Below are 20,531 nucleotides of genomic sequence, written 5' to 3' on the forward strand. Positions count from 1 at the left end.
GCCCCGCCCGGGAATCACCTGGGCGGGGCCATATTTCACTTCGCAGGACGCGTGCTGCGGAAGGTGAGAGCGACGACGAAGGTCAGCGCGGCGATGACCACGGCGCCGGCGAAGGCGGTGGTGATGCCGCTGACCAGGGCGTGGTGTGCCGAACCTCCGGCATCGCGGGCGGCGGTGCCGAAGATGGTGACCAGAATGGCGAGGCCGAGGGAGGAGCCGGTCTGCTGCAGGGTCTGCAGCGCGCCGCCTGCGGCACCGGCCTCGGTCGGCGCAACGCTCGACATGATGATCACATTGAGCGGCGAAAAGGCGAGGCCGATACCGCTTCCCATCAGGATCATGGCGATGAACAGCATCGGGAAGTAGGCGGTGTCGACCGTCAGTCGGGTCAGCAGCACCAAACCGGATCCCATCAGCAGTGTGCCGATTACCGTCACCGGTTTCGGACCGAAGCGCGGCAGCAGCCGCGGGATCAGCCGGATCATGGTGAACATCATCAGCGCCGTCGGCATGAAGGCGAAACCTGTTGCCAGCGCACTCAATCCGCGCACTTCCTGCAGGTACTGGGTGAGGAAGAAGAACATCGACATACCGGCCATCGGGCCGAGGAACATATTGGCGTAGGCCGCGGCGCGATTGCGATCGGCAAACAGCCGCAGCGGCAGCAGGGGCTGGGCCGTGCGCGCCTCGATGGTCAGGAAGGCAGCGATCAATACCGCGCCGACAGCCAGCCAGATATCGGTGCCGGCATCGCTCCAGCCGTGTGATGCGGCGCTGATGAAGCCATAGACCAGGGCGGCAACACCCCCGGTTGCGGTCACCGCACCGGGCAGGTCGAGGCGGGCGGGCTGACGGGCCGCGGCGGGAGCGACGGGCTCGGAGGCGGCAGCGGAGCGTGACCACGGAAAGACCCGCGAGCGCCGCAAATCCAACCCAGCATCCGGCAGATAACGCAGCGCGAGCACTACGACGACCAGGCCGAAGGGCACATTGATGAACAGCGCCGAGCGCCAGCTCAGCCATTCGGTCAGCAGGCCGCCGACGATCAGTCCGATTGCGAAGCCCGCACTGGACATGCCGGAAAACAGTGCGAGCACCCGCATCCGGGCCTTGGGTTCACTGAATGTGGTGGTCAGCAGTGCGAGGGTGCTGGGACCGGCCATGGCTCCGCCGATTCCCTGCACAACACGGGCGATGAGCAGCCAGGTGGCCGACGGCGCCAGCCCGCCGGCCAGCGAGGCCAGGGTGAACAGTGCCGTACCGGCGATGAACAGGTTGCGACGGCCGAAGAGATCACCGGCGCGACCGCCGAGCAGCAATAGACCGCCGAAGACCAGGGTGTAAGCGTTCATCACCCAGGACAGGTTGGTCGCGCTGAAGTGCAGGTCGGTGCTGATGCGCGGCAGCGCCACATTCATCACGGTGATGTCGAGGATGATCATCAATTGGCAGGTCAGCAGCGTGACCAGCACAATGCCGGATCGGAGCCGACCGGCACCGGAGATTGCGGGCACACGGGTGTCCGCGGACATGGTGGTAGACAAAGAACGCTCCATCGAATGGGACTCAAACGGAGGGAGCCTCCGCTTCCGATAGAGCTATCATATGGAGGGTTCCTCCAGTTACGCAAGCCTATCTGGAGGGTCCTTCCGTTTTCCAGTGGAGGGAATATGGCAGCACCGTCGACGGGACGGCCGATGCGCGCGGACGCCCGGCGCAACTACGAGCGGATCGTGGCATCCGCTCAGGAGGCATTCACCGATCAGGGACCCGACGCCCCACTGGAAGAGATCGCCCGCCGCGCCGGAGTCGGCATCGGCACGCTCTACCGGCACTTTCCGAGCCGCGAGGTGCTGATCGAAGCCGTATACCGTTCCAGCATCGAACAATTGAGCGCCCGCGCGCACGAACTGCTCGAAACCCACTCGGCCGCCGCTGCTTTCGAGACGTGGCTGCGCGAACAAGTGCAGTGGGTGATGGACAATCGCAGCCTCGCGACCACCATGAAGGCCGGTATGGACAAGGGCTCGCCGACTTTCACCCTGTGTCGAACGATGATCACCGATGCGGCGGCCGCGCTGCTACACGCGGCACAGACTTCCGGCGATATCCGCCGCGATATCGAGCCGCGCGATCTGCTCAGATTCGGCCACGGGATCGGGGTCGCCTGCGAAACGGTCCCCGAGGCCGCCGGTCGCATGGTCGATGTGACGCTGGACGGTATGCGCGCGCCGAACTGAGCAGATGGCGGAAAGCCGAGGTGTCGATCCCCATCCCATTCGCATGGGACCAGCCGTTTTCAAGACGGTGACGGACGCCGGTCCGCATGACTTTCCAGGGTGAGCGTGGCGGAAAGACGAGGGCACGATCCCCAAGGCCGTTGGGCCTCGATTCGCTTAGCAAGCGATCCCAGACGCCCGTCTGGTCGACTTTCCCGGTGGTGCGCCCGGTAGGGATCGAACCTACGACCTTCGGATTAAAAGTCCGCAGCTCTACCAGCTGAGCTACAGGCGCATCGCGACCCCGACGGGAATCGAACCCGCGTCGTTCTGATCGACAATCAGAGTGCTCAACCAGCAGAGCACGAGGCCATGGATACCCGTTGAGAGAATTGAACTCCCATCTCCTCCGTATCAGAGAGGCGCTCTCCACCATTGAGCCAAACGGGTGTGACGCAGATCGGAATCGAACCGACGTGGTCCCTGAATGAAAGTCAGGTTGCCCATACCAACAGAGCAACTGCGCCGCAGTGGGGACGGTAGGGATCGAACCTACCTGCCGAAGCACCTGATTTACAGTCAGGGTGAGCCACCAGGCCCATCATCCCCCAGCGTGAAATATGCTGTTCCTATTGAGTTTTCGAAGGCGATACGTGTGGTTGAACGGGGGGCCGCAAAATCAAGAAGGGCCGCTCCCTGGCGTTTGCCTGGTGCGACCCGTTGCGACACAAGAGCTATGTCACGGACTGCACGCGGCGCTGGAAATGTCATACGACGAAATGCTCTGCGAGGACCCCTTTTCCAAGGCAGCATCGAACAAGCGCGGACGCTTCTCGAATTTCGTCTTGGTGGTCATTGCCGGTCCTTCCCGTGAACTTCGGTATATCCAAGGTATGCACAGCTCCGCGAGACCGCAACCGAATTAAATCGCCCAAATAGGCTGTCGCACATCGCGTGGCCGTCGCGCATAGGTTGCGCCCTTTGCGAGGTGTCCACTGGATATGCGAGCGCCCCATCAGGCGTGCGACGCGACCACGCGGACAGACCACATGGTCGAGCCCACTACGTGAGCGGTGTGCAGGTGGCGGAATCCGGCAATTCCTTTGCTAGGAAGACGGTTTGGGCCATCATCTTGATGCCGGACATCTGTTCGCGGAAGACCTCGATGGACTCTTCCGGATGGACCGAGTCGATGACGGCGTGGGGGCCGATGGCGTTGAACTGATGGCTCACGCCACGGGGGATCTGCATATCGACGAAGGAGCAGGGGGGGACGATCAGGTTGTATCTGGTGCGGTGCAGACCGGGCGGGGTGTCGGGAAGATCATCCTCGAATTGGTTGGGCGCGAAGGGTGTTACGCCTTCGACGTCGGTTACGCGGAACGGCGAGAGGCTGCTCACCCGGATGTGAGTGTCCGGACCGGTCATCATGCGGACGAAGCGCAGGCCGGTGTGCAGATGCATGCGCGAGCAGATGCCGCGTTCCTCGGCATTGTAGAAATCCATGATGTAACGGTCGGCGAAGAAGCCGTCGAAGGGCGACTCGATCATGTAGACGTCGCCCTCTTCGAAGGTCTGAGAACGGATGACGCCATCCGCGTCGGGTGCGGTTGCGGCACGGCTCGCCTTCGCATTCCGGACGATCTGGGCGAAGGCCTCGACGACGACCGCGGCGACCTCCGGCGGGAATTGTGCTACGGGCGTAACGACATTGCGCCCAGCATCGACGAATTCGGCCAGGTCGTGGATCTCGTTCTCGTCGTCGGCGTGGTGTTTGATTCGGGGGTCGGACATTCGGCTCCTACTTCAACGTACGACTGCGGCTCCCGGCTGTGCCTCGTCGGCGCTCGGCTCCGCCGTGCGCCGCGGGCGCGCTGTGCCTTTGGTTCACTCGCTGACGCTCGCTCACGGCCCGACTTCGAAGGACCGCAACCACAGCTCCAACGACAGCACCAGCCACAACTTGCCGCCCTGCCGCGGCAGCAGCGCACCGTCACCGCGCAGCCACGAGCGGATGGTGTCCGCACGGAACAGGCCGCGCGCCCGCGCGGACGAGCCGAGCAGCAGGTCGTGTCCGAGTTCGCGCAGCGGCCCGGAGAGCCACTGCTGCACCGGAACTCGCATACCGCTCTTCGGGCGCTCCACGATGGTTGCCGGAAGTAGATCGCGCACAGCCTGTTTGAGGATCCATTTCTCGCTGGTACCGGCCAGTTTGAGCCTGCCTGGAACACGGAAGGCGTGGTCGATGACGGCGCGGTCGAACAACGGTGCACGACCCTCCAAACCGCTCGCGGCGGTGAGTCGTTCGACCTTGGTGAGGATGTGATGCGCGCCTTTGGTGCGCAGGTTGGTGTGCAGCAGTTGGTTCAGCAGGCTGGTCATCCTGCCCTGGCGCAGGTAGGGCGAGAGCAGTTCGGTCAGTGGCGGCGCGTCTGCCAATGCGGTCAGGGCATCGGGGCTCAGTAGTACCGGCAGGTCGCTGTAGCACTTGCGGTAGCTGTCCAGATAGGCCAGCGCCCTGGCGTCCGGAGATGGGTCGTCGCGGGACAACTCGAAGATCAGCATCGGCAGGTTCTTGGGGCCACCGAAGACCGGATCGCCGCCCTCGCCGTTGAGCACGACCCGAATACCGTCTGCGGCAACAGCCTCCGCGAGCATCAAGTTGGGCACCGTGAGTGGGTCGCCGACCGGGCAGTCCAACAACGACACAGTCTCCGCCAATCGCGACGCGACCGTTTCACCTGGCACCGTGAGCACTCGATGTTCGGTATTGCAGTGTGCGGCAACGAGTCCGGCGTACGCGAGTTCGTTCGGCGTGGTCCCGCCGAAGCTGATGGAATACGAGCGCACACGCTGATCGTGCAGTTCGGCGGCGAGGGCGGTGACCAGACTGCTGTCGATGCCGCCGGAGAGCAGGACACCGACCTGCTCGCCCGCGGGCAGTCGGCGGGCGACCGCATCCTCGAGCAGTTCGCGGAGTTCGAGTGCGTGGTCGGCGGCCGATCGGTCGTCCTCGACTTCGATCGGCTCCCAGTAGGTTTCCTCGGTCATCGAGCCGTCGCCGTGCAGGCGGACGCAGCGTCCCGGCAGTACCTCGTGGATGCCGCGCAGCAGCGTCTCGGTTCCCGGCAGGTAGGCGAAGGTGAGGAAGGACCGAACCGCGGGCAGATGCAGACCGGTCCGCAGGGTGGGCCATCGGTGTAATGCGCGTAGCGATGTAGACGCGGCCCAGCCTTTGCCCGCGCGTGCGTGGAATAGCGTGCGGGTGCCGACGTGATCGCGGATCAGTACCAGATCGTCGCCGTCGGCGATGGCGAGTGCGAACATACCATCGGCGGCGGCGATTCCGTCGAGTCCGAGACGGGCGTAGCAGTGCAACAACAGTTCGGCGTCGGCGCAGTCCGGCGGCCCGTCCGTGCCGAGCCGGGCGCGCAGCTGTGCCGCGTTGAACAGCGTGACCTCACCTACGGCCGTCAGCTCACCAACAGTGAAGGGACCTTCCGCAATGCCCGGGCCATCGAGTAACCCCAGCGCGCGACGACCGGTCACCGACACCGGATCGCCGCCGACCGCCCGCACCTGACCGGCCGGATCGTCCGGCGTCAGGAACGCACACCATCGAGACATCTTTCCCCTCAGCCGAAATCGCCGCCGTCGTCCCCGCCGTCATCGTCCCAACCACCGTAATCGCCGCCCCCGTCGCTGGAACCGGACGACTGCGCGGCCGCCTGGCGGCGCAACTGCTCCTCTTCCTCGGCACTCAGCACACTCGGCGGCATGACCAGCGCGCCGAGTAGCGCACCGCCCGCCACCGCGGCCAGAATGCCGCCGAGCCGACCACCGAACGAGGACCGATTGACTGTCAACGCTCCGTCACCCCAGAGCGTCCGCCCGAAACCCGCCTCCCTGCCATAAACCACGGATCCGTTGCCATACGTGCGCTTCACGATCTTCGGCCCGAGCCCCTCGTCGGTCCCCGATTTACCCCGATCGTCGCGCCAGGAGACCACCCCCTGTGCACCACGCGTGCGCCACTCCTGACGCCCGTCGGCATACCGCCGATGCACAGACCCGTCAGCAAGCAACTCATCGGTATACGTAATCTGCCGATGCTCCGGCACAGCAATTCCCTTTCATGCAGCGGGCCAAGTCGGAAAGCCCGCGTACCGGGCACAACCCAGTTCAATCGAGTGTTCGCGGCGCACGCCTCGTGAGCCAGTCGGCGCACAGCGGCCACGCCGCGGCGATGCGGCAACCGCGCGCTCCCAGCGATCGACCTCGGTCATTGCTGCACGCGGCGGGCGCCCGGGATTGCGAAACCTCATGCGGCGGGCCAAGTCATGAAGCCCGTGGTTCTGGCGCGACGCAGTTCGGGCAGGCCGGTGCGGAGTGGGCGAACCGCACGGACGAGTCGGTGCACGGTGCGCAGCAACGATGCCGGGCGCACCGCTTCGACCTCGACGAACCGGCCGCGGCGTAACCACGCGCGTTCCCAGGAATCCATGTGCGCGGCAACGGCGCTCGGCATCGGGGCGCGGAGGTGGGGCAGGTGCAGGGTGCCTGCTTGACGCGGGCGCAGGCCCAAGGGGACAACTCGTACGCCCGGCGGAATCTCGGTCAGGTCCGCCAGCCGGGCTGGGAAGGCGAGGCCGTGGGAGCTCGCGTCGTGCAGGAGGTAGATGGTGCCGTCGACTCGGGCGAGCATTTCGGCGATGCCGGGGTCGAGCGGGAGTTCGGATGCGCTGAGGACCGGGCAGGCGGATTCCATGGGTAATCCGTTGGCGCGCAGCATTTGTGCGATTGCATCGGACTCGCAGACGAGTAGGCGAGGTAGGCCGTAGTCGAAGAGGTCGGGTTCGGGGGTGTGGAGTCCGGCGCGGATGGTTCGGGGTGGGGTGGGGGTCAGTAGGCCTGGGAACTCATGGCGGTCGAGAGCGGTGCGGAATGTGGCGTAGCTCAGTGGCGCGGGGACCGTGAAGGCGAACCGGCGCGGCGCTCGATGCGCCGGTGTGAGTAGACGGCAGACCTCGTAATAGAGCTGACGCTCGGTGAATCGGATGCCGCTCGGGGCGGCGGCGCGGTCGGCCGCGATGCGGAGCAGCCGATCGAGCATGTGCTGCTTCACCGGGTCGGCCACGTGAGGAAACCTACCTCGCGGGCGCGGCGTCGATCCGGATCGGCCGCATCCTCGATCCGCTCGACCGCCCGTTCCAGCACCATGAGCAGCTTCGCGGGTGGAATCGCGGCGATCGGCGACCACCACCCCTCGGCAAGCCATTCGATCTCCGCCGCCGACAACGGTTCCCCATGCAGGAATTCGGTGTCCTGCGGTTGCGGGCGCGGATCCCGCAAACGCAGCGCCGACGCATTGGCCAATACCGCACGCGGCGACAGGCCGACAACCACGGCCCGGCTCCCGAGTGCGGCGCGGGCCTTCCCTGCCATCGCAATTCCCGGCATGCTGGCATCGTGCAGCACGATCACCGGCACATCAGGCGGTAGCTGATCGATGCGGCCGGACAACGCCATGGACCAGGTCTGCGACACATTGTTGGCAGCAAGACAGGCGAGCACGCTGCGATCCGGGCACAACACCGCGAAACGCGGCCGGTCCACGGCCGGTGGCCACACCTGCCCCTCGTCGACCGATCCTGGCGGCGGGCCGCCGTAAACCGATATCCACCGACCGACCACATCCCGACGAAAGTTGCTGTACAAGCCCGGCATTCGAACTGTGGCGCGGCTCAGGAACCAGGGCTTTGCCGCGCCGATTCCGACGGTGGCCAGCACCAAAATCAATACACCGAGGGGGATCACCACCGCTGGCGATGCCACGCGCAGCACCATCAGGATGATGGCGACCACCACGATGGCCGACCCGAGTCCGAAGCGCGCCCGCTGGAACTCGCGCAGCGGATCCGAAACCTTCTTGCGCCCGGCCGCGTACCAGAGTTGCAATGATGTGTACCGCAGCGCACGCCCGTCACCGAGCCGCTCGGCGAGCTTGCGCATCCGGATATCGTGCAGTCCGAGCGGACTTTCCTTCGGTTCGAGCGCGAATTCCCGCTTACACGTCGAACAGCGCCGACCGCCGCGCTGCTTGCGCAGCAGATTCGCATTGCAATGCGGACAGATCACGATTCATGATCGCCGATTTCCCCACCCCTCCGCGACCCCCGAATTCGAATGTTCACCTGCCGCAAACCCAGTGGGCACCGCACACAAGCCGCAACGTCTGCGAGGCGTTCATCGGATATGCGCCACCCTCGCGCAAAAGGCCGCGACCAAACCGATCGCGGCCTTGCGGTCCAGGGGTCAGACGGAGACGGAGGCCTCGCGCTGGAGCTCCAGCGCGATATCGATCAACTGGTCCTCCTGCCCACCGACCAGCTTGCGCTTACCCGCACGCACCAGCATTTCGGCCGCCGAAACCCCATAGCGCTCGGCCTGCCGCTCGGCATGCTTCAGGAAGCTGGAGTACACACCCGCATAGCCCATCATCAGAGACTGGCGGTCCAGCAGGCATTCCTGCGGCATAACGGGACGCACCACATCCTCGGCCGCATCGGCGATCGCGAAGAAATCGATACCGGTCTTGATACCGAGTTTGTCGCAGACACCGACGAACGCCTCGACCGGCGTATTACCGGCACCCGCGCCGAAGCGCCTTGCGCTGCCGTCGATTTGCTTCGCACCGGCACGAACCGCATAGATCGAGTTGGCAACCGCCAGATCCAGGTTCTCGTGCCCGTGGAAGCCGACCTGGGCGTCGTCGCCGAGTTCGGCGACCAGCGCTGCCACCCGGTCCGAAACCTGTTCGAGCACAAGCGCACCCGCGGAGTCCACCACGTAGACGCACTGGCATCCGGCATCGGCCATGATGCGCGCCTGCTTGGCCAGCGCCTCCGGCGGCTGGGTGTGCGACATCATCAGGAAGCCGACGGTTTCCAGCCCCAGCTCCCGCGCGAGACCGAAGTGCTGGATCGATACGTCCGCCTCGGTGCAGTGCGTGGCGATGCGGCAGATCGACGCACCGTTGTCCTGGGAGATCTTGATGTCCTCTTTGACGCCCACGCCGGGCAGCATGAGCACCGCGATCTTGGCCTGCTTCGCCGTCTCCGCGGCAATCTTGACCAGCTCCTGCTCGGGAGTGTGCGAGAAGCCGTAGTTGAACGACGAGCCGCCGAGGCCGTCGCCGTGCGTCACCTCGATGACCGGCACACCGGCGCCGTCGAGCGCGGTCACGATATTGCGCACATCGTCGGCGGTGAACTGGTGGCGCTTGTGGTGCGAACCGTCACGTAGCGACGTGTCGGTGACGCGGATGTCGAGTTCTGCGGAATATGCCATGGTTGAGCTCCTTTACACCCGGGCCGACAGAATCTGGGATGCCATGACCTCGCCGACCTGGGTGGCGGCCGCGGTCATGATGTCGAGGTTGCCCGCGTAGGGCGGCAGGAAATCGCCGGCACCCTCGACCTCCACGAACACCGAAACCTTCGCCATCCCACCGGAAACCACCGACGGCGGGTCGAATTGCGGCTCGTTCAGCAGCCGGTAGCCGGGCACGTACTTCTGGATATCGGCGACCATCCGATGGATGGAATCCGCGATCGCATCGGTATCGGCATCCTCCGGGATCGCGCAGAAGATGGTGTCGCGCATGATCATCGGCGGTTCGGCCGGGTTCAGAATGATGATGGCCTTGCCGCGCTGCGCACCGCCGATGGTCTCCACACCACGCGAGGTGGTCTTGGTGAACTCATCGATATTGGCGCGGGTGCCCGGTCCGGCGGACACCGACGAGACCGAGGCGACGATTTCGGCGTAGACCACCGGCACCACGCGCGATACCGCCGCGACGATCGGAATGGTGGCCTGACCACCGCAGGTGATCATATTGACGTTCGGCGCATCGAGATTGGCGCCGACCAGATTCACCGGCGGCACCACGGCGGGCCCGACCGCTGCGGGCGTGAGATCGACCGCGCGAATTCCGGCCTCGGCGTATTTCGGAGCGGCCGCCCGATGCACATATGCCGAGGTCGCCTCGAATACCAGATCCGGCAGTTCCGACTGCGCGAGCAACCAGTCCACGCCCTCGTGCGAGGTTTCCAGCCCGAGCCCGCGGGCGCGCTTCAAACCCTCGCTCTCCGGGTCGATTCCGATCATCCACTTCGGTTCCACCGTGGTGGAGCGCAGCAGTTTGTACAGCAGATCGGTGCTGATATTGCCGGATCCGACGATCGCGGCGGTGACGGTCCCCGTTTCGGACACGGCAAGCCTCCTATTTGAATTGCAAACGGACAGAACCGAGTCCGGCGAACTCGGCGTGGAACGAATCGCCCGCGCGGGCATCGATGGCGCGGGTGCAGGAACCGGGCAGCACGATGTCGCCCGCCTTCAACCGCACCCCGAAACCGGCGACCTTGCGCGCCAACCAGGCCACCGCGATCACCGGATCGCCGAGTACCGCATCACTGCGACCCTCCGCGATTACCTCACCATTTCGGGTGAGCACGGCGTCAATGGCCTTGATATCCAGGTCTTTCGGCGCAACCCGCGCCGCACCCAGCACGAAACCGGCCGAGGACGCGTTATCGGAAATGGTGTCGGCCAGCCCGATCTGCCAATCCTTGATCCGCGAATCGATCAGCTCGATGGACGGCGCGTAGGCGACCGTCGCGGCGAGCACATCGGCCTCGGTGCATTCTTCGCCGGGCAGATCCGCGCCGAGCACGAATCCGACCTCGACCTCGACTCGTGGAATCAGATAGCGCGAGGTCTCGACCGGAACATCCTCGAAGACCTCCATATCCGCGAGCAGATGACCGTAATCGGGTTCGTCCACACCCATCATCTGCTGCATGGCCAGCGACGAAAGTCCGACCTTGTGCCCGACCACCTTCGCGCCGTTGTCGAGTTTGCGCCGGATATTGATCAGCTGGATCTGGTAGGCGTCGACGACATCGATATCGGGATGCCTGGCGATGAGCGGGTCGATGCCGACCCGATCGCGTTCGGCGGCCTCGAGTTCATCGGCCAATTCGATTCGTACCGCGTCGGACAGCACGCTAGTTTCCTTCCACTGTTGTCGCTTCGGGCACCGCTGCCCGCGAAAGCACTTCGGCGCCTGCCGCGAATCTGCCCGCGCGCCGACCGGAGAAAATGCAGTCGGACAGGGACAATCCACTGACATAGGAGTCCGAGCAGATACCGACCGCCGTCCGGCCGGCCGCGTACAGGCCGGGAATATCGGTTCCGGCAGTGGATTTCACCGCCCCGGTGTCCTCATCGACGACGACTCCGCCGAGGGTGAGCATCGGGCACGGATTGACAACGCTCGGTTTGATACCCACGTCCAACAACCAGAATGGCCCGGCCCCAACCGTTTTGGTGAATTCGGCGGGCTTGCCGACCGGATCGGGCGCACCGTTCGCGATCGCGGCATTGTGCTCGGCGACGGTGGCGCGCAACCCGTCGGCATTGATACCGGCCTTCGCCGCAACGGCATCCAGAGTTTCGCCGCGCACGGCATTGCGCCGCATCGCCTCGAACTGTCCGCGCTGGAACCAGGCCGACTGCGTCCGAATCTGTGAGATCGCGGTGCGCATGAGTCCGTCGTCGGCGAGCAGCCAACCCTTTCCGCCGTGTTCGGTGATCAGTGCGTGGCCGACCGCGGCACCGTAGCGGGTCTCATCGATGACCCGGCGCCCCTGCGCATCGACCAGCACCGAACCGGTAAAAGCACTGGGCGGCAAGATGAATCGCCATGCCGAGATATTGCCCATCCGATCCGTCGCCGCACCGACCTGCTCGGCCATCCGGATGCCGCTGCCGTCATCACCGGTGGTGCCGAGCGCGAGTCCGCCACGGTATTGCGGCCCGTACTCCCGCAGCATCTCCCGATTCGCGATGAATCCACCCGCGCTGAGCACCACACCGCGACGGGCCTGAATCCGAATTGTCGTGCGGTACCTGCGATCGAGCTTCGCGAGCTGACGCTCCATCGCCTTGCGCAGCGGTGGATAGTAAATGCCCGGCTTGGCAGCGATTTTCGCCATGCGGGTGTAGCGATCCCGGACCCGCCCGGGGGCGTCGCGCAGTGACTCACATTCGACGCCGATCACGGTGCCGTTGTCATCGGTGATCAATCGCGTTGCCTGCGTGAGGGTTTCCACTCGTACCCCGCGTCGCGACGCCGAGGCGGCGAGCGGACCGGTGAGCTTCTTCCCGGACGTGCCCTTGCCCTTGACCCGGTGCCCGCGCTGCGCGGGCGTCGCGACCTCGCGGCCGTAACCGGAGACCTCACTACCGGAGTAGTAGAGGTAATAGCTGTCATTCGGATACGACGTCTTGTACGGACACAGCGAGGCCTCGAACGGCACACCGTGTCCCTTCAGCCATTCGATCAGCGCCGGACTCTCGTCCACGAACCGCCGTAGCGTCTCGGGCGTGACGGCCGTGCCGACTTCACGCTCGAGATAGGCAAGCATCTGCTCCGGTGTATCGCGCACCCCGGCCTCGTGCTGCACCGAGGTGCCGCCGCCCGCGTAGATGATGCCGCCGGACAACGCCGACGCCCCGCCACCAGCGAAACGCTCCAGCACCAGCACCTGCGCACCCGCCTCGGTCGCTTCCAGCGCGGCCGCTGCCCCCGCCGCGCCGTATCCGACGACGACCACGTCGGCGGTCAGGTCCCATTCGCTGCTGGCGATTGCTTGCAGGTCGCTCGAAACAACACCGCCCATGTACATCACTCCGGTCAGAAACTGAAACAAGTTTTCTCGACGAATGGAACGTCGAGCGCGTCTTCTGCCACTCAACATAGACCAAATGCGGTCCCATTCTATAACGTGTTCTACATGACTGATCGGGAATACGATGTGGTGGTGGTCGGCAGCGGTGCCGCCGGAATGACCGCCGCCCTCGCCGCGGCCCACCACGGGCTGAGCGCGGTGATCATTGAGAAAGCCGCGCACTACGGCGGGTCGACCGCACGCTCCGGTGGTGGCGTGTGGATCCCCGGCAACAAGGCGCTGAAGGCCTCCGGCCGTCCCGATGATCGCGAGGACGCCCGTACCTACCTGCACAGCATCATCGGCGACGTGGTGCCCAAGGACCGGATCGACACCTACATCGACCGCGGTGCGGAGGCCTTCGACTTCGTCCTCGACCACACCCCGCTGAAGATGAAGTGGGTGCCCGGCTACTCCGACTACTACCCGGAGGCCCCCGGCGGCCTCGGCCAGGGCCGCTCGTGCGAGCCCGCGCCGTTCAACGCCAAGATCCTCGGCGAGGAGCGGTTCAACCTGGAGCCGCCGTATGCCAAGGCCCCGCTCAATGTCGTCGTCATGCAGGCCGACTTCGTCCGGCTCAACCTGATCCGCCGCCATCCCAAGGGCATCATGCGGGCCATTCGAGTCGGCGCCCGTACCTACTTCGCCAAGTGGACCGGTAAGCACATCCTCGGCATGGGGCAGGCGATTATCGCCGCCATGCGCAAGGGGCTCATCGACGCGAACGTGCCGCTGCTGCTGAACACTGCGCTGACCGAACTTGTAGTGGAGAACGGCGTGGTCACCGGCGTCGAAGCCGAGCACAACGGCGAGACCGTGCGGTTCACCGCCAGATACGGTGTGGTGCTCGGCAGCGGCGGATTCGAGCACAACGCCGAGATGCGGACCAAATACCAGCGTCAGCCCATCACCACCGAGTGGACCACGGGCGCGGCTGCCAATACCGGCGACGGCATCAATGCCGGTATGCAAGCCGGCGGCGCGGTCGATTTCATGGAGGATTCCTGGTGGGGGCCGACCATCTTCAAGGGCGGAAAGCCGTGGTTCGCGCTGGCCGAGCGGAATCTGCCCGGCACCATCATGGTCAACGCCGACGGTAAGCGATTCGGAAATGAGTCCGCTCCTTACGTCGAGGCTGTGCACACCATGTACGGCGGCGAATACGGGCAGGGTGAGGGTCCGGGCGAGAACATCCCCGCATGGTTGGTGTTCGACCAGCGCTACCGGAACCGCTACATCTTCGCCGGACTACAGCCTGGTCAGCGGTTTCCGTCCCGCTGGATGGAAAACGACCTGATTGTCAAGGCCGACAGCCTCGCGGAGTTGGCCACCAAGATCGGCGTGCCCGCCGAGAATCTGACGTCGACCGTCGAGCGGTTCAACAAGTTCGCCGAGACCGGTAAGGACGAGGACTTCGGCCGCGGCAACAGCCACTACGACCGGTACTACGGCGATCCGACCGTGAAGCCGAACCCGTGCCTGGCCGGGCTGGAGCAGGGTCCGTTCTACGCGGCCAAGATCGTGCCGGGCGACCTCGGCACCAAGGGTGGCCTGGTCACCGACACCGCCGGGCGGGTCCTGCGCGAGGACGGCACCGTGATCGAGGGTCTGTACGCCTCCGGCAATAGCGCGACCCCCGTGATGGGTCATACGTACGCGGGTCCGGGCGCGACCATCGGCCCCGCGATCACTTTCGGCTACCTGGCGGTACTGGATATCGCCGAGCGCAAGAAGCAGCAGTCGGCCAAGGCCACCGCCGAGGCGTAGGCGTGGCCTGGCGTCTCACGCAGCGGACGCCACCTTGCCAGCCGCGGCGCCGCCGCCGCACGATCGATCCGAGGCAGTTGCCGCCGCGGCCTCGGATCGCTGGGATACGCCCACGACAGGTCGCCCGCATGCCCGGGCGATCTGTCCACAAGCATTCACAAGGAGAACTCGATGCCCATCGACCCGAAAATCGCACTCGGTGCGGAACTTCCCAGCGGGGAGTTCGCCTGGACGCCGTCCGAAGTGCAGCTGTACCACCTGGGTCTCGGGGCGGGCGGACGCTGGACGGATCCGGCCGAACTACGCTACGTCGACGACCGCGCCCCGCAGGTGCTGCCGACCTTCGCGACCGTGGCACCCACCTTCCACGACACCGAGCCGCCGAAAGTGCAGTTCCCCGGCATCGATATCGATCTGGCGAAGGTTGTGCACGGCCACCAGGAGATCGAAGTGCACCGCCCGATTCCGGCCGCGGGCAAGGCGACCATCACCAGGCGCATCACCGAACTCTGGGATAAAGGCTCCGCCGCCGTCGTGGTGCAGGAGCATACGATCACCGGCTCCGACGGCGAACCGCTGTGGACCGCACGCTCATCCATCTTCGCCAAGGGTGAGGGCGGCTTCGGCGGCGAGCGCGGCCCGAGCACCAAGGCCGAACTCCCCGAGCGCGCACCGGATTTCGACGTCAACACCCCGACCCTCCCGCAGCAGGCCCTGCTCTATCGCATGTGCGGCGACCGCAACCCCCTGCACTCGGATCCCGAATTCGCCCGCGCCGCAGGCTTCCCCGACCCGATCCTGCACGGCCTGTGTACCTACGGCATCGTCTGCAAAACCGCCACCGACACCGTGCTCGATTCGGACGCGAGCCGCGTCACCGGCTTCCGCGCCCGCTTCGCCGGTGTCCTCTACCCCGGCGAAACCATCCGCACCCGAATCTGGCGCACCGACGGCGAGCTCATCATCAGCGCCACCGTCGCCGACCGCGCCGACGCCCCCGTCCTCGCCGACGTCAGCCTGCGCTTCACCTGAGCACTGGACGTCTGATCACGATGTACTGGTGGAGGCAAACGCCGAGAGCACCCCTCCACCAGTACATTTTCGGGACAAGGGAGGCCTGGGCGGGCCGCTTTGCGTCGGCCGAGGGACCCTGCGCCAATGCATCCTCGAGGCGTGGGGAGCCTCGGTGTCCAGGTCGCAGGATGCGACCTGGACCTCAGCTGGGCACGCTCGTGGTCCCGTCGTTGCGTGCCCGTTTGATTGCGACGCCCTGAATGACCAGGGCGTACAGCAGGATCACCAGGATCGGGGCGGCGATCGGGACCCAGGCCAAGCGCAACGGAAGCAGCGCCGCACCGACAGCCACCGCAGAAAATGCCACCGCACCGATGACGGACGGAACCGTGGTGGGGACAACCCCAACCGGCGCGGACACGGTCGCGGTATTCAGCAGATAGGCCGTGGCCACCAAACCGGTTGCGGCAGCGGCCAGTACGCCCGTATCCGCTGCGGCAAGCACCCCGATCGCCAGGAGTACCGCGCCGACCGCAGGCAGCCGGAACCACCAGCCCGCCACAACGAGCGCCACCGCCGGAATCCCGGCCCATGGCGTCATCAACGTCACCGAGGTCACCAGCAGGACCCCGGACAGAATGGCGAGGAATCGAATCATCGGCGCACCCTTACGGTTCGGCGATGGTCCGGGATCAATCGCATGACCTGATCCAGTCGGGCGTCTTCGGTCCAAGCCACGATATCGACGCCGACGGTTCCCATATCCCGATACATCGAGGCGCGCTCCAGATTCCACATCCGCGCCAGGGTCGGATCGAGATGTTCGTGGAAAGGGGTGCCGCGCAGGACATCGACGACCACCACCACATGTCCGCGCTTGCGCAGATCGATCAGTGCGAGCGCGAACTGAGTGTCCAGCAGTGTGGAGAACGCGACGATGATCGCACCGAGTGGCACGGCCGCATGCGGCGCCAAGGTGCCGGTGGTCGGAATGTGCTCATCGCCGACATCGAGCACGGTATCCACGATCCGATAGAACTGCCGCCGGCCGATATCCGGGCGCAGCCAGCGCGGGGACTGGCCGAGGCAGACCACCGCGGTGCGGTCACCGGCCTGCAGCGTCGACTGCACCACCTGCGCCGCACCGCGCACCGACAGCTCGAGCGAATCGGTGGCCGGGCCCGGCGCCTGCTGCGAAGTATCCACCAGCACAACCACATCCGCGGATCGGTTGGTCAGCCGCTCGGTGACGTATAGGCGCCCGCGCCGCGCACTCACCGGCCAGTTCACGATGCGGAGCTGATCACCGGGCGCGTAAGCGCGGATATCGGCGTACTCCACTCCGGGACCGTGCTTGCGGGTGAGGTGGGTGCCGAGCCGTTCGGGAAGTTCGGTGCGCGGCAACTTCATTCGCTGCGGGTCGGTGATCGGGTAGACGAACAGTTGCCCCGCGGGCAGCACCGCGGAGGCCACGGACAGTCCCGCCGGGCTCAGCGCGGTGACCCGCACCGACAGCGGATAGCGACCCCAGCGGTCCGCCGTCAGAGCCAACCGCAGCCCGGCGGGCGCCGTCCCGGAATCGATCGCCTCCTCCATGTCGATCCCGAGTCCCGCGAACTTCTCCGGCTTCAACCGAAGCAACGCGTGACCCGATTCTACGAAGGCACCGATCGTCGTCACGACCTCCTCCGTCTCGAAACACCGCAGCGTGCCGCCGCCGTCCACCTGGATCCGGGTCTTGGACTGCTGCCACGGCGCGGTGGCCAGCACGCCGAGCAGTGGAGCCGCGAAGACGACCAACTGCCAGCGACCGAGCACCACCGCGATAAGCAGCGCCACGGCCGCGCTCACCGCCAGCATGAACACCAACGGTGCTGGACGCCAGCGCAATTCGGCCTCGACGGCGGCACTCATATCCCGGTGCCGCGGCCCGCCCGCCATCGGCTCGTCCCGGGTCGGCGGTCGCGCCGCCGCGGCATTGGCCGCCGCGATCCCTTGGATGACGGGGGCCGTGGTGTCCGGCTGGGTCATGCCCTTTCCCACCGGGTCATGTCACCGACGCGCGCGGAACCGGCAGACGGCGCAGCAATTCGGTGATCACGTCCTCGCCGCGGATCCGGCGCACCCACATCTCGGGCCGCAAGGTGATCCGGTGTGCCATGGCCGGAACCGCGAGCGCCTTGACGTCTTCGGGAATCACATAGTCGCGCCCGAGCAGCAGCGCACGGGCCCGCGACATCTGCACCAGATCGAGTTCGGCGCGCGGACTCGCACCCACCTCGACCTGCGGATGCGCACGCGTCGCACCGGCCAGCGCGACCACATAGCTGACCACATCCGGATGCACCGTGACGAATTCGACGGACTGCCGCATCTCGAGCAGTCCGTTCGCATCGACCACCTGCACCACCTGCGGTGTCGCCGAACCGCGCTCCAAGCGGCGGCGGATCATCTGACGTTCGTCGTTCTCGGACAGATAGCCCAGCCGCAGCTGCATGGCGAACCGGTCCAGCTGCGCCTCCGGCAGCGGATAGGTGCCCTCGTATTCGATCGGGTTATCGGTGGCGAGCACGACGAAAGGCTGGGGCAGCTGGAAGGTTTCGCCGTCGATGCTGACCTGGCCCTCGGCCATCGCCTCCAGCAGCGCGGCCTGGGTCTTCGGTGGGGTGCGGTTGATCTCGTCGGCCAGCAGCACATTGGTGAAGACCGGTCCGCGCCGGAAATTGAACCGGCCCGTGGACATGTCGTAGATGGTGGAGCCGAGCAGGTCGGCGGGGAGCAGGTCGGGCGTGAATTGCACGCGGGTGAAGTCCAGGCCGAGCGCTGCGGCGAAGGACCTGGCGATGAGCGTCTTGCCGAGGCCGGGCAGATCCTCGATCAGGATGTGACCGCCGGAGAGTACGGCGATCATGATCAGCTGCAACTCATCCCGCTTGCCGACGATCACCCGGGACAGTTCCCGGAGCACCGCCTCGCTGCGCTGGATGGTCGTATCCATCGGCATCGTCATATGTCTACTCGCACTTGCCTCAAACCCATTCTCCTAAGACCGTATTCACTTCGGCATGATCGGGGGCCTACCTGGTTACGCAAGCTGCCTCCTCCGGGCCTGACCGCTCATGCCTGCGCCTCGCCGGCGCTCGGCTCCGGCATGCGCGTTGCGCGCTGTGTCATGATTCGCTCACTTCGTTCGCTCATGCCGGGTCGGTTACATCTTTTGCAGGCAGCGCAGGATTTCATCCAGCGCCGCCCGCCCCGGTGCGGGAGTCGTCTGATCCCGCAGTGCCGAGTTCGCCGGATCGACCCAGCGCCACAGCTCCGGGCCGAATTGCAAAATTCCGGCGGCCTCGGTCGCCTTTCGGTTCTTGGCGACCCGCAAGCCGGTGGACAACTCGAACTCCTTGGCCAGCAGCGGACGCAGATGCCGATCCCAATCGGCCCTGGTGCCGTCCGCGCGATCGGCGAGCATCTCCGCTCTGGCATGCCAGTGCCGCAGCATCTCGGCGGGACCGTTATCGATATCGTCGGATTCGGCATCGGTTTTGATGGCCGAACGGCCGGTCAACGACCAGATGAGCTGAATCATGGCCAGCGCCACCGGAACTGCGGCGGCGATGAGCAATGCGCCGCGGGCCTTGCCGAGGGTGATGAGCTCGATCAGCACGATGAGGATCAGCGCACCGATCACGATCGCGCGGTTCATACCATCTCCCCTTGCAGATCGGCCAGCACGATACGCAGCAGTTGTTCGGCCCGCATCCGCTGCCACTCCAGCATCGAATGCGGACTGAACCTGGCCTCCTCGAAGAGCGCGACCAATTCCCTGGCCGACGCGTCGTGCAGTGCGCCGCGCTCGAAGGCACGGGCCAGCACCTCCATCGGGGTATCCGAAGCCAGTGGTGCGGCGGCGCGATCGAAGGACAGCCCACGTTCCATCGCGACATAACAGGCGATGATGGCCTCGCGCGGATCCTGACCGGGCACATTCATGGCGGCCAGACCCATCTCGGCCGCCCTGGCCAGCGAACCCGCGACCGTCGGCGGGGCCGGGGGCACCGGGACCGGCACCGCACGCGGCTTGCGCTGCCCCGCCACCGCGACCACGATCAGCCCGATCAATGCCCCGCCGACCAGCACGGCGGCAGCGACAATGGCCACCAGTAGTGCCGTCCCGGTGAGGTGCTGCGTGGGCGCACTGTCGGGGGTCGGCGGGCCGGTGACCGCCTCCTGCGGGGTGCGGGTGGTGCTACCGCGCGGCCCCGACGACGGCACAGGCTCACCCTCGCGACCGAATCCGACGAAGAAAACCGCCGACGCCGCCGCGACGATCAAGGAAACGACCGCCAGCGCGGCCAGCACCAGTAGTCCGGTACGGCCGAGCAGTCCATCTCTGCGCTCGGAATCACGATCCACCTCCGGCATGGCCAGCGGCAGTCGATGCTGGCTGGCGATCACCCCGGCGATCAGGATCACCACCGATACCGTGAGCAGTACCGGCATCAATACCACCGAAATCGCCGATGGCACCGTGCGGTGATCGCCGGAATCATGGGCCCCGGGAATGTGGCCGCGCAGCGCGATCGCGGCACACGCCAGTAGCGTGATCAGCACGATCACGCGCCATATCGGCGCTCCCGCCCTGGCCACTTGCTACCACCACATCTGAGTACAGCTCTGAACAGGCACATAGTTACATGCCGAGTGGTCCGCTCGGGAGTGAATCGAATACTTA

Annotated in this window: 18 protein-coding genes and 6 tRNA genes; 3 read left to right on the forward strand and 21 right to left on the reverse strand. The window is 65.8% G+C overall.

What is annotated here, in order from left to right; translation table 11 throughout:
* Positions 1–35 precede the first annotated feature (35 nt).
* Positions 36–1,544: an MFS transporter gene (locus ACIBW7_RS41700; protein WP_397056445.1), complete on the reverse strand. Its 1,509-nt coding sequence runs from the start codon at positions 1,542–1,544 to the stop codon at positions 36–38.
* Positions 1,545–1,670: 126 nt separating this feature from the next.
* On the opposite strand from ACIBW7_RS41700, the gene ACIBW7_RS41705 reads away from it, so the two are divergent.
* Entirely contained in the window at positions 1,671–2,240 is a 570-nt protein-coding gene (locus ACIBW7_RS41705; protein ID WP_397056447.1) for a TetR family transcriptional regulator, read from the forward strand.
* 5 nt (positions 2,241–2,245) lie between these two features.
* Here the strand turns inward: ACIBW7_RS41705 and ACIBW7_RS41710 are convergent.
* From ACIBW7_RS41710 to ACIBW7_RS41780, 15 genes are all read right to left on the reverse strand, one after another.
* Positions 2,246–2,336: transfer RNA gene (locus tag ACIBW7_RS41710), tRNA-OTHER, on the reverse strand.
* 102 nt (positions 2,337–2,438) lie between these two features.
* Positions 2,439–2,514, reverse strand: a tRNA-Lys gene (locus ACIBW7_RS41715).
* Between the two features lie 4 nt (positions 2,515–2,518).
* Positions 2,519–2,591: transfer RNA gene (locus ACIBW7_RS41720), tRNA-Asp, on the reverse strand.
* Between the two features lie 5 nt (positions 2,592–2,596).
* Positions 2,597–2,669: transfer RNA gene (locus ACIBW7_RS41725), tRNA-Ile, on the reverse strand.
* A 1-nt stretch (position 2,670) separates the two neighbouring features.
* Positions 2,671–2,746: transfer RNA gene (locus ACIBW7_RS41730), tRNA-Glu, on the reverse strand.
* Between the two features lie 4 nt (positions 2,747–2,750).
* Positions 2,751–2,828, reverse strand: a tRNA-Tyr gene (locus ACIBW7_RS41735).
* A gap of 453 nt (positions 2,829–3,281) precedes the next feature.
* On the reverse strand, positions 3,282–4,013 hold the full coding sequence (locus ACIBW7_RS41740) for a hypothetical protein (RefSeq protein WP_397056449.1): 732 nt from the start codon (positions 4,011–4,013) through the stop codon (positions 3,282–3,284).
* Between the two features lie 111 nt (positions 4,014–4,124).
* Positions 4,125–5,846, reverse strand: a complete 1,722-nt coding sequence (locus ACIBW7_RS41745) for an asparagine synthetase B family protein (protein WP_397056451.1) — start codon at positions 5,844–5,846, stop codon at positions 4,125–4,127.
* 8 nt (positions 5,847–5,854) lie between these two features.
* A complete protein-coding gene (locus ACIBW7_RS41750) occupies positions 5,855–6,340 on the reverse strand; it encodes a hypothetical protein (protein WP_397056453.1) in 486 nt (161 codons plus the stop codon).
* A gap of 200 nt (positions 6,341–6,540) precedes the next feature.
* The gene (locus ACIBW7_RS41755; RefSeq protein ID WP_397056455.1) at positions 6,541–7,356 is read right to left on the reverse strand and encodes a hypothetical protein; all 816 of its coding nucleotides are present in this window, start codon (positions 7,354–7,356) and stop codon (positions 6,541–6,543) included.
* Positions 7,341–8,357 carry a hypothetical protein gene (locus ACIBW7_RS41760; protein ID WP_397056457.1) on the reverse strand — a complete coding sequence of 339 codons (1,017 nt, stop codon included), beginning with the start codon at positions 8,355–8,357 and terminating at the stop codon, positions 7,341–7,343. Before ACIBW7_RS41760 ends, ACIBW7_RS41755 begins: the two co-directional genes overlap by 16 nt.
* A gap of 177 nt (positions 8,358–8,534) precedes the next feature.
* Positions 8,535–9,569 (reverse strand): 4-hydroxy-2-oxovalerate aldolase, encoded by a 1,035-nt coding sequence (gene dmpG / locus ACIBW7_RS41765; protein ID WP_327094303.1) that lies wholly within the window; start codon positions 9,567–9,569, stop codon positions 8,535–8,537.
* A gap of 12 nt (positions 9,570–9,581) precedes the next feature.
* Entirely contained in the window at positions 9,582–10,496 is a 915-nt protein-coding gene (locus ACIBW7_RS41770) for an acetaldehyde dehydrogenase (acetylating) (protein ID WP_397056459.1), read from the reverse strand.
* Between the two features lie 10 nt (positions 10,497–10,506).
* Positions 10,507–11,292 (reverse strand): 2-keto-4-pentenoate hydratase, encoded by a 786-nt coding sequence (locus tag ACIBW7_RS41775; protein WP_397056461.1) that lies wholly within the window; start codon positions 11,290–11,292, stop codon positions 10,507–10,509.
* A gap of 1 nt (position 11,293) precedes the next feature.
* Positions 11,294–12,970 carry an FAD-binding protein gene (locus ACIBW7_RS41780; RefSeq protein ID WP_397056463.1) on the reverse strand — a complete coding sequence of 559 codons (1,677 nt, stop codon included), beginning with the start codon at positions 12,968–12,970 and terminating at the stop codon, positions 11,294–11,296.
* Between the two features lie 105 nt (positions 12,971–13,075).
* Here ACIBW7_RS41780 and kstD point away from each other — a divergent pair, with 105 nt between their 5' ends.
* On the forward strand, positions 13,076–14,785 hold the full coding sequence (kstD, locus tag ACIBW7_RS41785) for a 3-oxosteroid 1-dehydrogenase (protein ID WP_397056465.1): 1,710 nt from the start codon (positions 13,076–13,078) through the stop codon (positions 14,783–14,785).
* Between the two features lie 171 nt (positions 14,786–14,956).
* A complete protein-coding gene (locus tag ACIBW7_RS41790) occupies positions 14,957–15,817 on the forward strand; it encodes a MaoC/PaaZ C-terminal domain-containing protein (RefSeq protein WP_397056467.1) in 861 nt (286 codons plus the stop codon).
* Between the two features lie 184 nt (positions 15,818–16,001).
* Here ACIBW7_RS41790 and ACIBW7_RS41795 read toward each other — a convergent pair whose 3' ends face one another.
* The 5 genes from ACIBW7_RS41795 to ACIBW7_RS41815 form a co-directional block, all read right to left on the reverse strand.
* Complete coding sequence (locus ACIBW7_RS41795) at positions 16,002–16,457, reverse strand: hypothetical protein (RefSeq protein ID WP_397056469.1); 456 nt, start codon at positions 16,455–16,457, stop codon at positions 16,002–16,004.
* Positions 16,454–17,713 (reverse strand): DUF58 domain-containing protein, encoded by a 1,260-nt coding sequence (locus ACIBW7_RS41800; RefSeq protein ID WP_397056515.1) that lies wholly within the window; start codon positions 17,711–17,713, stop codon positions 16,454–16,456. The genes ACIBW7_RS41795 and ACIBW7_RS41800 overlap by 4 nt, the downstream gene beginning before the upstream one ends.
* A 133-nt stretch (positions 17,714–17,846) precedes the next feature.
* Entirely contained in the window at positions 17,847–18,809 is a 963-nt protein-coding gene (locus ACIBW7_RS41805; RefSeq protein WP_397056471.1) for an AAA family ATPase, read from the reverse strand.
* A 198-nt stretch (positions 18,810–19,007) separates the two neighbouring features.
* Positions 19,008–19,502 (reverse strand): hypothetical protein, encoded by a 495-nt coding sequence (locus ACIBW7_RS41810; protein ID WP_397056473.1) that lies wholly within the window; start codon positions 19,500–19,502, stop codon positions 19,008–19,010.
* On the reverse strand, positions 19,499–20,446 hold the full coding sequence (locus ACIBW7_RS41815; RefSeq protein ID WP_397056475.1) for a DUF4129 domain-containing protein: 948 nt from the start codon (positions 20,444–20,446) through the stop codon (positions 19,499–19,501). Before ACIBW7_RS41815 ends, ACIBW7_RS41810 begins: the two co-directional genes overlap by 4 nt.
* Positions 20,447–20,531: the final 85 nt, after the last annotated feature.

The organism is Nocardia sp. NPDC049526, from assembly GCF_044465765.1.
GTDB lineage: Bacteria > Actinomycetota > Actinomycetes > Mycobacteriales > Mycobacteriaceae > Nocardia.